Annotated in this window: 12 protein-coding genes; 5 read left to right on the plus strand and 7 right to left on the minus strand. The window is 66.4% G+C overall.

Going from position 1 to position 12404, the window contains the following annotated elements; all coding sequences use genetic code 11:
* Positions 1-205: 205 nt before the first annotated feature.
* Entirely contained in the window at positions 206-892 is a 687-nt protein-coding gene (locus OXC99_05860) for an RDD family protein (protein ID MCY4624506.1), read from the plus strand.
* 130 nt (positions 893-1022) lie between these two features.
* Here OXC99_05860 and miaA read toward each other — a convergent pair whose 3' ends face one another.
* The 7 genes from miaA to OXC99_05895 form a co-directional block, all read right to left on the minus strand.
* On the minus strand, positions 1023-1961 hold the full coding sequence (gene miaA, locus OXC99_05865; GenBank protein MCY4624507.1) for a tRNA (adenosine(37)-N6)-dimethylallyltransferase MiaA: 939 nt from the start codon (positions 1959-1961) through the stop codon (positions 1023-1025).
* An 18-nt stretch (positions 1962-1979) separates the two neighbouring features.
* Positions 1980-2357 carry a hypothetical protein gene (locus OXC99_05870; GenBank protein MCY4624508.1) on the minus strand — a complete coding sequence of 126 codons (378 nt, stop codon included), beginning with the start codon at positions 2355-2357 and terminating at the stop codon, positions 1980-1982.
* A gap of 75 nt (positions 2358-2432) precedes the next feature.
* On the minus strand, positions 2433-3194 hold the full coding sequence (gene tpiA, locus OXC99_05875; GenBank protein ID MCY4624509.1) for a triose-phosphate isomerase: 762 nt from the start codon (positions 3192-3194) through the stop codon (positions 2433-2435).
* Between the two features lie 14 nt (positions 3195-3208).
* A complete protein-coding gene (locus tag OXC99_05880) occupies positions 3209-4414 on the minus strand; it encodes a 2,3-bisphosphoglycerate-independent phosphoglycerate mutase (GenBank protein ID MCY4624510.1) in 1206 nt (401 codons plus the stop codon).
* 10 nt (positions 4415-4424) lie between these two features.
* Positions 4425-5615: a phosphoglycerate kinase gene (locus tag OXC99_05885; protein ID MCY4624511.1), complete on the minus strand. Its 1191-nt coding sequence runs from the start codon at positions 5613-5615 to the stop codon at positions 4425-4427.
* An 8-nt stretch (positions 5616-5623) separates the two neighbouring features.
* A complete protein-coding gene (locus OXC99_05890; protein MCY4624512.1) occupies positions 5624-6631 on the minus strand; it encodes a polyprenyl synthetase family protein in 1008 nt (335 codons plus the stop codon).
* Positions 6628-7278 carry an L-threonylcarbamoyladenylate synthase gene (locus tag OXC99_05895; GenBank protein ID MCY4624513.1) on the minus strand — a complete coding sequence of 217 codons (651 nt, stop codon included), beginning with the start codon at positions 7276-7278 and terminating at the stop codon, positions 6628-6630. Before OXC99_05895 ends, OXC99_05890 begins: the two co-directional genes overlap by 4 nt.
* Positions 7279-7889: 611 nt before the next feature.
* Here OXC99_05895 and guaA point away from each other — a divergent pair.
* The 4 genes from guaA to OXC99_05915 all read left to right on the plus strand — a co-directional run bounded on the left by guaA (position 7890) and on the right by OXC99_05915 (position 12241).
* Entirely contained in the window at positions 7890-9482 is a 1593-nt protein-coding gene (gene guaA, locus OXC99_05900) for a glutamine-hydrolyzing GMP synthase (protein ID MCY4624514.1), read from the plus strand.
* 213 nt (positions 9483-9695) lie between these two features.
* Positions 9696-10973, plus strand: a complete 1278-nt coding sequence (gene purD / locus OXC99_05905; GenBank protein ID MCY4624515.1) for a phosphoribosylamine--glycine ligase — start codon at positions 9696-9698, stop codon at positions 10971-10973.
* Positions 10974-10976: 3 nt separating this feature from the next.
* On the plus strand, positions 10977-11648 hold the full coding sequence (locus OXC99_05910) for an ATP-dependent Clp protease proteolytic subunit (protein MCY4624516.1): 672 nt from the start codon (positions 10977-10979) through the stop codon (positions 11646-11648).
* Between the two features lie 176 nt (positions 11649-11824).
* Positions 11825-12241: a hypothetical protein gene (locus tag OXC99_05915; GenBank protein ID MCY4624517.1), complete on the plus strand. Its 417-nt coding sequence runs from the start codon at positions 11825-11827 to the stop codon at positions 12239-12241.
* Positions 12242-12404: the final 163 nt, after the last annotated feature.

Below are 12404 nucleotides of genomic sequence, written 5' to 3' on the forward strand. Positions count from 1 at the left end.
CCCACCCGGCCCCGGTGGCGTGTTTTGGTGGTTTGTTTCCCCCCGTGTTGCCGCCCCCCGTTGTTGTTGGCCCGCCACCCCCCCGCAGGGCCCCCCCCCCCCCCCCCGTAGGGCAACCCTCGTGGTTGCCCTCGGAGGAACGCCCCCTTAGGCTTTCGGCGCCGTGCGTTCATGAATACAATGGACTCACAAGGAGGTGACGCCAATGCGATGCCCGTCTTGCGGCCACGAAAACCCGGAGGTTGCCAGGCTGTGCCTGGACTGCGGCACGTCGCTCTACATCAACTGCCCCTCCTGCGGGCAGGAGAACTTCGCCGACCGCAGCCTGTGCACAAACTGCTGGACCCAACTTCGGGAGGAGGAACCCGTCGGCTTCGGCGAGGGGCGCGTGTTCCCCGCCTTCGAGATGGGCCGTCCCGCCGGGTTCTGGGTCCGCTTCCTGGCATCGTTCATTGACGGCATACCCCTGTTCCTGGTCTCCGCTCTGTTCTCCTGGTTGCTCTTGGGCGAGAACCTGTTTGACTCACTGATGCCTTCAACGGAGACTGCTCCGGACGGAACGGTGACCGCCACCGGCGGCGGGTTCACCGCGGGGCAGGGACTGAACCTCGTCCTTAGCGCCATCTACGCGACGGCGCTCGTGTCGATGTTGGGCGGAACGGTCGGCGTGTTGCTCTTCCGTATGCGCATCCTCCGGCCGGACGGGACGATGCTCGGCCCCGGCCGAGCCTTTGCCCGCTATGTGGTCCTGACCGCCACCTTCGCGCTCTTCCTCATCCCCGCCATCGTCAGCGCCTTCATGGTCGGCCTCCGCAGCGACAGGCGCGGCATCCACGACCTCATCTGTGACACCGTCGTCATCATCCGCGGAGACGCACCGCCGGGCAGGTAGGGGCTATCCGCTCCCTTTCGTCGTTCCTGCGCAGGCAGGAACCCCATCGGACGGAGCGGCGCTAATGCCCCTTCCTCCGCGAGCGGGGGAAGGCTGGAGTCTGCCCTGCGCTCGATACGGGTTGGGGGAGTCACCCCTCCCCCAACCAAGCCCCCACCACGCCCGCCGCCTCTTCCTCGACGCCCTCGCCCTTGACGAGCCACCGGATGCGCGCGTCCGTCGGCTTGAACCACGTGTACTGCTGCCTCGCGAGCCGGTGGTGCGCCGCCTTGATGCGCCGCACGGCCTCATCGAGCGACATCTCGCCGAGCAGGTGTTGCGCCAGCTCCCGGTACCCCATGCTCGACAGCGCCGGCAGGTCCGCCGCGTACCCCGAGTCCAGCAGCGCCCGCACCTCGTCGAGCCAACCGCCCGCGAGCATCGCGTCCACGCGGTCGTCGATGCGCCGGTACAGCTCCTCGCGATTGGACATTGTCAGCCCGAGCAGCAGCATCCGGTACGTTGGCGCCGACTGCCCGCCGTGCGCGCCCGGCCCGAGCGCCGCGACAACCTCCAGTGCCCGAACCACGCGTCGCGGGTTGCGCAGGTCGATACGCGCCGCGGCCTCCGGGTCCGCCTCCAGCAACTCCTCCGCGGCAGCCTCGACGCCCTCCTGCGCGATGATCGCCTCCAGCCGCTCCCGCAGCTCCGCGTTCGGCGCCACGCGCGGCGCTTGCCAGCCGCCCACCAGCGCGTTTACGTACTGCCCCGTCCCGCCAACGACCACCGGCAGCCCGCCGCGCTCGGTTATGTCCTCGATGGCCGCCGTCGCCAGCGGCAGCCATCGCGCGAGGCTGAATGCCTCGTCCGGGGTGATGATGCCGTAGAGGTGGTGTGGGATTGCGGCGCGGTCGGCCTGCGAGGGCGCCGCCGTGCCCACCTCCATGCCCCGGTACACCTGCCGGCTGTCTGCGTTGACGATCTCGCCACCGAAGCGACGGGCGAGGTGCATCGCGAGCGCGCTCTTTCCAACGGCCGTAGGCCCTACGATGGCGAGAAGTGGGATTGATGTAGCGGGTGGCGTGGTCACGAGAGGGTGCCTCGTGGGTTAAGCGGTGGCCTGGTCGTCGGGTGAGTCCTCAGCCGCCTCGGCATCAGCGTCAGCAACCTCCACCGCGTCGACCTCGGCCTCATCAGCCACGAGCTCCCACGTCGAACGGTCAATCTCCTGCAGGAAGGCGTAGTACTTCGCGTTGGCGACGGCTCGCGCCTCCACCGCCCCGAGCTCCACCACCTTCTGCAGCGCGATGTCCAAGTACGACGTGTCTATGTAGCTGCCCGGCGCGTTGGCGGTGAAGAGCTGGTACAGCTCCTCCTCGGAGTAGGCGGTGTCGGGGTTTGCCTCCAGCAGGTCGTAGACGGACACCATCAGCGCCTCAATGCCGGCGTCAATGCCCATCTCGAACTGCAACCTCGTTATCGGCATGTGTCGTCCCCGTCCCCCAACCCCTCATACCAGCGAATAGCCTGCCCCGTACTCGATACGGGGCCGAACGCCGCGTTACCCCTTGACCTCCGCCGTAATCCTCACGATTTCCGCAAACTCCTCCGCCCGCAGGCTCGCCCCGCCGACGAGTCCGCCGTGGATGCACTCCTGCTCGACGAAGCCGCGCACCGACTCCGCGGTCACGCTGCCGCCGTACAGCAGCGGCGTCGCCGAGGCCGCCGAGGCCCCGTACGTGTCGTCGAGCACACGTTGGATGACGCCGCCCATGATGTCGGCCGCCAGGTCCGGCGTCGCGGGCACCCCCGTGCCGATGGCCCACACCGGCTCGTACGCCACGATGAGCGCCCCCGGAGTCTCAACGCCGTCCAGCGCCTTCACGAGCTGCCGCTCGACGACGGCCTCAGCCGCGCCGGCCTCGCGCTGCGCCAGCGTCTCCCCGACGCAGATGATGGGCGTTAGTCCCGCCTTGAGTGCCGCTTCCACCTTCAGGTTCACGCTCTCGTCCGTCTCGCCGTACAGCGCGCGCCGCTCCGAGTGGCCGATGATGACGTGCGTGCACAGCTCCGCGACCATGCCCGGCGAAACCTCGCCCGTGAACGCGCCCTTCTCATGCTGGCTCACGTTCTGCGCCCCAACGGCGATGCTCGACCCGGTCACCACGTCGCGCACCAGCGCAAGGTACGGGAAGGGCGGGCACAGCACCCGGTCAACGCCCTCCATGTGCCCAATGCTCTCGCGCAACTCGGACGCAAGCGCCTTGGCCTCCGCCACGGAGGTATTCATCTTCCAGTTGCCCGCAACAACGGCCCGCGCCATGTTGCTCCTTTCCCCTACGGCCCGAACTTCACCAGCTTGTCCGCGTGCGCCAGCGCCTGCATCATGATGTGCTCCGCCGGGAACCGCCCCAGCGAGCCGCCACCGAACGCGCGCTCGTCGAAGCTGCTCACTCCCTCGCCCAGCGTCCACTTGGAGTGCAACAGGAACGGCACCGGGTGCCACGAGTGCGCCGCCATGATCGCGGGCGTGGCGTGGTCTCCGGCCACCATGAAGACGTTCGGCTCCATGTCCAACAGCTCCGGGATAAACCGGTCAAGCGCCTCCAGCGTCTCCACCTTCGCGTCGAAGTCGCCGTCCTCGCCCGCGGCGTCGGCGGGCTTGTAGTGCAGGTAGAAGAAATCGTGCTCGTCCCAGCGCTCCCGCAGCGTCGCCACCTCGTCGGCAAAAGTCCCGCCCGTCGGAATGACCTTCATGCCGAGCAGGCTCGCGAGCCCCCGGTACATCGGGTACGCGGCGATGGCCGCCGGGTCGAGCAGGTAGCGGTCCACCATCGACGGCAGGTGCGGCAGCAGCGAGAACCCTCGCAGCGTGAGCATGTTCGCCTTGGGCTGCTCCGCCAGCATGCTGCGCGCCTCGCGGATGAAGTGGTTGACGGCGTTGGCCGTCGCCGCAGCCTCCGCGATGATCGCCTCCGCGTCCAGCGGCCTGGCGCCTACGCGCTGCGGGTCAGTCTCCGCCACCTGGTCGCTCAGCCCCTCGCCCGCGAGCTTAAGCACGAAGCGGTAGTCCTTCACCGGGTACACCGACGCCTGCACCCCCGGCACGTCGATGCTGTCGAGCATCTCGACGAGAGGCGCGCTCTCCTCGGACGAGATGCGTCCCGCGCGCCGGTCGACGATCGTGCCGTCCTCGCCGACGGTGCAGAAGTTGCCGCGCGCCGCGACCTCGCCCGGCGCGACGGGCACGCCGATGCCCAGCGCCTCCAGCACGCCCCGGCCAATGAGGTACTTCACCGGGTCGTAGCCGAAGAGCCCCAGGTGGCCCGGCCCGCTGCCCGGCGCGACGCCCGGCAGCACCGGCGTCGTCAGCCCGCACGCGCTCACGCCCGCCAGCTTGTCGAGGTTAGGCGTCGAGGCCGTCTCAAGCTCGGACTTGCGCGTGTCCGGGTGCGGCAGCCCGCCCAGGCCGTCCGCCACCAGCATGACGATCTTGGACGGCGACTTGCTGACTATCTCCGCCAGCGCGGGAAAGTCGATCATGGCGGCTCCTTTACGCTTCCTTGTCGCGGAGGGCCGCGACGCCGGGCAACACCTTGCCCTCGAAGAACTCCAGCGACGCGCCCCCGCCGGTCGATACGTGGGTCATGTCCTCCGCGAGTCCAAGCTCGCCTACGGCCTCTGCGGTGGACCCTCCGCCGACAATGGTAACAGCATTCTCCAGCGAAGCCACAGCCTGACCGACGGCCCGCGTGCCGTGCGAGAACGCCTGCCACTCGAAGACGCCCATCGGCCCGTTCCACAGCACGGTGCCGCACGGCCGTAGCGCCTCCGTGAATTCCCAAACCGCGCTCGGGCCGACGTCCATGATGCGCCAGCCGTCCGGGATCGCTTCGGCCGCCACCACCAGCGTCGCCGCGTCCGCGCTGAAGGCGTCGGCCACCACAAGGTCCGGCGGCAGGACGAGCTTGACGCCCTGCTTCCCGCACCGCTCGATGGTCTCCCGCGCAAAGTCGACGCGCTCCTCCTCCAGCAGCGAGTCGCCGACGCCATGGCCCATCGCCTTGATGAACGTCGCCGCCATGCCCCCTCCGATGACCAGCACGTCGACGCTGTCCAGCAGCGTCTCCAGCACCGCGATCTTGTCCGATACCTTCGCCCCGCCCATAACGGCGGCCAGCGGGCGCCTCGGATTCTCCAGCACGCTGCCGAGCATCGTGATCTCGCGCTCCATGAGAAAGCCGCTCACGGCGGGCAGGTAGTCGGCCACGCCCGCCGTCGACGCGTGCGCCCGGTGCGCCGTGCCGAAGGCGTCGTTCACGTACAAATCAGCCAGTCGAGCAAGCTGCTGCGCGAACTCCGGGTCGTTCTTCTCCTCGCCTGGGTGGAAGCGCAGGTTCTCCAGCAGCAGCACCTCGCCCGGCTCCATCGCCGCGACGGCAGCCTCCACCTCGATGCCCACGCACTCCGTCACGTAGTTGACGGGCGCGTCCAGCACAGCCTCCAGCCCCACCGCGATGGGCTCCAACCGCGAGCCCTCGTCAACCTTCCCGTTCGGGCGTCCCAGGTGCGAGCACAGGATGACGCGTGCGTCGCGCTTGCGGAGGTAGTTGATCGTCGGCAGAGCCGCGCGGATGCGGTTGTCGTCGCTGATGCGCCCGTCCTCCATCGGCACGTTGAAGTCCACGCGCACCAGGACGCGGAGCCCGCGCACGTCGACGTCTTGCACAGTTTGCTTTGGCATGGCTTTCCTCAGGATGCGGGATTCAGGTCTGCTGTCAGGTACTCGGCCAGTGCGATAAGGTCGGCCTGCCGCTCCGGTGCGATGCCCGCACGGCCAAGGCCATCCGCGAACGCGGTCCGCGCCGCCAGCGCGGCGTCGAGGGCGCCTTGCCGTGCCCCCGCCTCGTCGAGCAGCTCGGCGAGCCGCGCCGCGTCCTGCGGCCCGTGCGTCCGCGCCATCAAAAGCGTGCCGATCTCGCGCTTTACAGCAACCGGCGCGCTCTCGATTGCCAGCACGACGGGAAAGCTCTTGCGCACGACGGGGTTCGGAGCCCCCTCGCCGCCGCTCCATAGCTGCCGGATGTCCTCCTGCAGTCGCAGCGCGACGCCGAGGCTGCGTCCCGCCTCACGGCACGCCTCCTGCGCCACCGCATCCGCTCCCGCCGCCAGCGCGCCAAGCTGTGCCGCGCAGCCGAGCACCGCCCCCGTCTGCCGCTCGGCCATCGCGAGATACGCTTGCTTCGTGGCTGTAGGTTGTAGTTGCAGCGACAGGTCCTGCTGCTGCCCCTCGAACAGGTCCAGCGCGGCGTCGTCCATGACCATCGCCGATTCCAGCACCCGCTCCGGTTCCACGCCCTCCGCGTGCAGCAGCGTGAGCCGCGCGACCATGTGCAGCGCGTCGCCGACGTTGATGGCCTGCGCCGGCCCCCAGATCCACCAGCCGCTCGGCCGGTTGCCCTGCTCCGGCGCCCCCGATTGGATGTCCTCGTGGACGCGCGTAAATTCGTGCAGCAGTTCGACGGCAGTAGCGGACGCCAACGCGGCCGACGCATCGCCGGCAAGGGCCTCGCAGACGCCGAGGCACAGCGCGGCGCGCGGCCGCTCCGGCGCGAGCGACTGCACCATCCCCTGCTCGTCCACCCAGCCGAGCTGGTACTCCATCATGCGGTAGATCTGGTCCGCGCGGCTCTCGACCGCGTTCCGAAGCGCGGCTTCCACTGCTGCGGCGTGTCTGGTGATCAGGTCGGGCGTGGTCATGCGCTCGCCTCCGCCGGCCGTTCCCTAGCCACAGGCGCGCCCAAGACTCGCTCGATTTCCTCCTGCGACACTGCGCCCAGCCGCAGGATGCGAGGCTGCTCCGTAGTTACGTCCAGCACGGTTGACGACCTCCCCGCAGGCGAGGGCCCCGAGTCCAGCACGATGTCCACCGCCTCGCCGAGCGCCTCGCGGACGCCTGCTGCCGTGCGCGGCTCCGGTCCGCCGCTCCGGTTGGCGCTCGTGCCCGTGATTGGGCGGCCCAAGCCCTCTGCAAGCGCGCGTGGCACAGGGTGGTCGGGCAGCCGAACGGCCACCTTCCATCCTCGCGCCGTCACCAGCGGCGGCACCGCCTCAGACACGGGCAATACCAGCGTCAGCCCGCCCGGCCAGAATGCCTCGGCCAGCCGCAGCGCCGCGTCCGGCACGTCGGCGGCCACCATCGAGATCTGCTCCGCGTCCGAGATGAGCAGCGGCAGCGGCATGCCCTGCGGCCGCCCCTTCGCTTCGAACACGCGCTCGACGGCGGCCTCGTTCAGCGCGTCCGCGCCGAGCCCGTACAGTGTGTCCGTCGGGTACGCGACCAGCCCGCCGCCCCGCAGCGTCTCCACGGCGGCGGCTATGTCGGTTGTAGTTGAGCGTGACGTCATGAAGCCTGCTTCCGTATCTGATTCCGGCCCTCCGAGTATAGCATTTCCATCCAACTAAAATGCCAGCGCCGCCGCCCTCTTCCCTTACCCTGCCACAATTCCTCGCGCACAAGCCCCGCCCACGCTACGCTAAGACCATGTTCTTTGGGTCAAGCACAGCATGGGACATCACATGATGAGTGAAAATTGCACAAATATGGGCTCGACTTCAGCCGAAGGAGCCCCGTTCTCACCAAAAGGACGCCCGCATGTACCAATCGAGTCATATCTGAAATCGCCATTTTCGTATCTGACTCATCCCGCAAAGGTAAATAGGCAACGACTCGAATCGAATCCAATGGTGGAGTCACGGGCCCGCTCAAGGGTGACTTGGCGTTGAACATCGATGGTGCGCAAGCCGCTCCAAACTCGCCGCAAACGCGCTTCCACACAGCGCCCCTTATCGCGGAAAATGGTGGGGTAGCGCGTAGACGGAGAAAGGCGGGCGGTGCTACGCTTGCCCCACACTCCGCTACGATTTCCGCTAAGGGGGTTGTGTGAGCACGAGGCCCGAGCCCACAAGCCGCAGGGTCGCCACCACCGGCGACGTCGAGGTCTCCACCTACCTGGAAATCGCAGAGGAGAAGCTGGGGCAGACGACGGTCCCCGGCGAGACGGCCAGGGGCGATGACGAAGCCGTCGTGGTGCTCGACTTCGGCTCCCAGTTCAGCCGCCTCATCGCCCGCCGCGTCCGTGAGGCCCACGTCTACTGTGAGATCTTCCCTCACAACGCCCCGCGAGAGGCGCTGGAGCGGCTCAACGTCAAGGGATTCATCCTCTCCGGCGGCCCGGCCAGCGTCTTTGAGGACGGCGCACCGCAGCTACCGGCCTACGTGCTCGACAGCGGGCTGCCCGTGCTCGGCATCTGCTACGGCATGCAGCTTCTGGCGCACTCGCTCGGCGGCTCGGTAGAGGGGAGCGCCCAGCGCGAGTACGGCCACGCCGTCGTCCACCAGAACTCCGCCGGCCACCCGCTCTTCGACGGCCTGCCGTCGTCGATGCCCGTATGGATGAGTCACGGCGACAAGGTGACGGCGATGCCTCCCGGCTTCAACTGCCTCGGCTACACGGAGAACTCGCCCGTAGCCATGATGGGCAATGACGCCGGCGTCATCGGCCTGCAGTTCCACCCGGAGGTGGTACACACGCCCTCCGGCGCCCAGCTCATACGGAACTTCCTGTACGACGTCTGCGGCTTCGGGGGACTCTGGACGCCCGGCAACTTCATTGAGGAGAGCGTGTCCCGCATACGGGAGCAGGTCGGCGACGGCCGCGTCATCTGCGCCCTCTCCGGCGGCGTCGACTCCGCTATCACGGCCGCGCTCATCAACCGCGCAATCGGCGACCAGCTCACGTGCATCTTCGTCGATAACGGCCTGCTGCGCCGCGAGGAGGCCGAGCGGGTCGTCGGCACCTTCAAGCGCGCCATGTCCATCAACCTCATCCACGTGGACGCCACAGACCAGTTCCTCGACGCCCTGGACAGCGTCGTTGACCCGGAGCAGAAGCGCAAGAACATCGGCGAGACGTTCATCCGCGTATTTGAGGACGTGGCCGAGGAGATAGAGGACGTCGGCTTCCTCGCTCAGGGCACCCTCTACCCGGCCGTCATTGAGAGCACGTCCCACGAGACGGGCGCGGCTGCCAAGATCAAGACGCACCACAACGTCGGCGGACTTCCTGCCCACATGCGGCTGTCGCTTGTGGAGCCCCTGCGCTACCTCTTCAAGGACGAGGTCCGTGACGTCGGCCTCGCGCTAGGCATGCCGGAGGAGATCGTGTTGCGGCAGCCCTTCCCGGGCCCGGGCCTGGCCATCCGCATCATCGGCGAGGTGACCCGCGAGAAGCTCGAGGTGCTGCGCTCCTGCGACTGGATCGTCATGGACGAGATCAAGGGCGCGAACCTGTACCGCCAGCTCTGGCAGAGCTTCGCCGTGCTGACCGACACCCGCAGCGTCGGCGTCATGGGCGACCACCGCACCTACGGCTATCTCGCAGCCATCCGCGCCGTCACATCGGATGACGCCATGACCGCCGACTGGGCGCGTCTTCCGTACGAGGTCCTCGCCAAGATTTCCAGCCGCATTGTCAACGAGGTGCCGGAGGTCAACCGCGTGGTGTACGACATCACCTCCAAGCCCCCCGGCACGATCGAGTGGGAGTAGCCGCCGCATGCGCGTGATGGTCATCGGCAACGGCTCGCGTGAGCACGCCATCAATCCCCACCGTCATCCCCGCGAAAGCGGGGATCCAGGGTTCTGCATGGACAATGACGGCTGTCATCAAGTCTCCGTTCGTCTTGAGGGGAATCGAAGAGCCCGCCCCGCACTTGATACGGGGGCGAACCGAGACCTGGGCCAAAGAGGAGTAGCCGCACAATGCGCGTGATGGTCATTGGCAACGGCTCGCGTGAACACGCCATAGCGTGGAAGCTCCAGGCGAGCCCCCGCGTCACCGAGGTCTTCACCGCGCCCGGCAACGCGGGTACCACTCAACTGGGCGTCAACCTGGACGTGCAGCCCACAGACGTCGAGGGCCTGTTGGCCGCAGCGCGCGAACATGCTATTGACCTCACCGTCGTCGGGCCGGAGATGTCGCTGGAGGCGGGCGTTGTTGACCGTTTCGAGGCCGCGGGCATGCGCATCGTGGGCCCCACGCAGGCCGCGGCCCGCATCGAGTCATCCAAGGCCTTCGCCAAGCGGCTGATGGAGCGCCACGGCATCCCCACAAGCCGCGCGGAGGTGTTCTCCAGCTACGGCGAGGCTCGCGAGTACGTCTCCCTGGCGTCAGCCCCCATCGTCGTCAAGGCCGACGGCCTGGCCGCCGGCAAGGGCGTACGGGTGTGCGAGTCGACCGGGGAGGCCCTCGACGCGCTTCGGGAGGCCATGGAGGACCGCATATTCGGCGACGCTGGTCGGCAGGTGCTGGTCGAGGAATGCCTGATTGGGCAGGAAATCAGCGTCTTCACCTTCACCGACGGCGTCCATCTCAGCCCGCTCATGGCCGCGTGTGACTACAAGCGCATCGGAGACGGTGACATCGGCCTGAATACGGGCGGCATGGGCAGCTACAGCCCGCCGCTCGTGTGGAACGCGGAACTTGAGGCGCAGGTGATGTCGGAAGTCATGGCGCCCATCGTCCGTGCCCTGGCCGACGAGGGTTGTCCGTTCCGGGGCATCCTGTACGGCGGGCTCATGCTGACGGCAGACGGCCCCAAGGTTATCGAGTTCAACGCGCGGCTTGGCGACCCCGAGTCGCAGGCCGTCCTCCCTCGCATGGAGACGGACCTCTTGGACGTGCTGGAGGCCATAGTCGAGGGCACGGTGGACCGCGTGCCCATTGAGTGGTCGCCGAAGGCCGGCGTTGGCGTTGTGGTGGCGTCCGGCGGCTACCCGGAGGCCTACACGACCGGCTACCCGGTTTCGGGCTTGGATGACGTTGACGAAGAGGTTGCCGTATTCCATGCGGGCACGTCGACGTCCAACGATGGGAGCGTCGTGACCGCAGGCGGGCGCGTCCTTACGGTCTCGGCCATAGGCGAAACGCTGGAAGATGCCCGGTTGCGGGCGTACGAGAACGCGGCGCGAATCAGTTTCGAGGGCGCGTATTACCGCCGGGACATCGCGGCGCTCGCGCCGGCGGCGAGCGGGAGGTAGACCTTGCAGCAACCGGGGGAGCAGCCGGTACAGCAGATACCGACGGTGAATGATCTCATAGAGGAGCAGAGCGCCCGCAGGGCCTTTCTGGACCAGGTTGGCGTCTACTTCGTCCGCGACATCAATGACGTTGAGGCGGAGCGCTTCGCTAAGTCACTCTTGGTCATTGCGTCACACCTCAAGCGGTTGGGCGGCCAGCAACGTATCACCGTGTACATCAACTCGGGCGGCGGCTCAATGGGCGCCGGCTTCGCCATGATGGAGATGATGTACAAGATCAAACGGGACTTCGTGATCCCCGTCGATACGGTCGTTCTCGGCTACGCGTACTCCATGGGCGCAATCATGGCGCAGGCGGGCGACAGGCGGTCGATGGGCTTCTTTTCCACCATGATGCTGCACAGCGGCCAGTGGACGGTCGTAGGTGAGGACCAGAAAATCTTCGCCGACTACCAGAAGCTCGCCACGACGTACCAGCAGAAGATTGGCGAGCTGTTCCACAGGCGGACCGGTACGCACACGCCGCGTTGGTGGACGAACTTCGTATACTCGGGCCGCGACCGCTTCCTGTCCGCGACCGAGTGCCTGAAGCTGCGCCTCGTGGATGAGGTGTGCGAGTTCGACAAGTGCTACATCCTGCCGCCCGACGAAGGCGACAAGAGGAAGGCTATGTGAAGCCTACCTGGAGAGATCCTCTTCAAGCGAGTTTGTGCGAGTGGTAATCCGAGGGGTATGGAGTGATGGAGAGCCGCACAACTGACAATGACATCATTCACCTGCTCCGAGTCAGGAGCAACTCAGCGCCTTCTAGTATTGATCCACTTTACGCAATGTGCGGTAAAGGTGGGAAATTGGACCGCGCCGAAACGATTGAAGGAGGAATAGTTGAGAGCAAGCTCAGTTGGCCATTCAAGCCACTTTTCCTCACTGGAGACTTGGCGCAAGTCACTTGCGAACGTTGTATCACATTGAAGGATGAGTACCAAGCTGAATTCAGGAAGCATGAGATTGCTCAAGGCTTGCGATGTGCCAGTTGCGACCACAGCAACAGCCTGCATATTGAACAAGAGGGGCCAAAACACTATGGTCAGAAGTCTAGGTTTTCATGCCGAATACCCAATTGCTCTTGCCAAGACTTCGCCGATGCACGTCCCGGGCTGTACAAGGAGAGTTGGATTGACGGTGCCGAGATGATTGTTGGTGGTTTCGTGAAGGCTGTAGTAGTTGTTTGGGTTGCGACAGACATCATTGGGAGGATTGTTGACTAGCAGTACCATAAGTCCCGTATGCCCTACCTATTCATCAACTTTGAGACGCCAGTTGGATTCGATAGGTAGAAATCGCATTTGTATGGCCCATATCTCCAAGTTCGTATCTTCACCGGAACCACGTTACCGAGGCTCTGATTTACACGGATGGAGGTAGATGAAG

This window comes from Chloroflexota bacterium (assembly GCA_026713825.1).
In the GTDB taxonomy this organism is placed as follows: domain Bacteria; phylum Chloroflexota; class Dehalococcoidia; order Lucifugimonadales; family UBA1127; genus UBA1127.

Bases quoted from the DNA above. Each gene is read 5' to 3' on its own strand.
- OXC99_05860 (MCY4624506.1), top strand. From the start codon at position 206: ATGCGATGCCCGTCTTGCGGCCACGAAAACCCGGAGGTTGCCAGGCTG.
- OXC99_05895 (MCY4624513.1), bottom strand. From the start codon at position 7,278: ATGACGTCACGCTCAACTACAACCGACATAGCCGCCGCCGTGGAGACG.
- OXC99_05880 (MCY4624510.1), bottom strand. From the start codon at position 4,414: ATGATCGACTTTCCCGCGCTGGCGGAGATAGTCAGCAAGTCGCCGTCC.
- OXC99_05890 (MCY4624512.1), bottom strand. From the start codon at position 6,631: ATGACCACGCCCGACCTGATCACCAGACACGCCGCAGCAGTGGAAGCC.
- tpiA (MCY4624509.1), bottom strand. From the start codon at position 3,194: ATGGCGCGGGCCGTTGTTGCGGGCAACTGGAAGATGAATACCTCCGTG.
- OXC99_05885 (MCY4624511.1), bottom strand. From the start codon at position 5,615: ATGCCAAAGCAAACTGTGCAAGACGTCGACGTGCGCGGGCTCCGCGTC.
- purD (MCY4624515.1), top strand. From the start codon at position 9,696: ATGCGCGTGATGGTCATTGGCAACGGCTCGCGTGAACACGCCATAGCG.
- OXC99_05870 (MCY4624508.1), bottom strand. From the start codon at position 2,357: ATGCCGATAACGAGGTTGCAGTTCGAGATGGGCATTGACGCCGGCATT.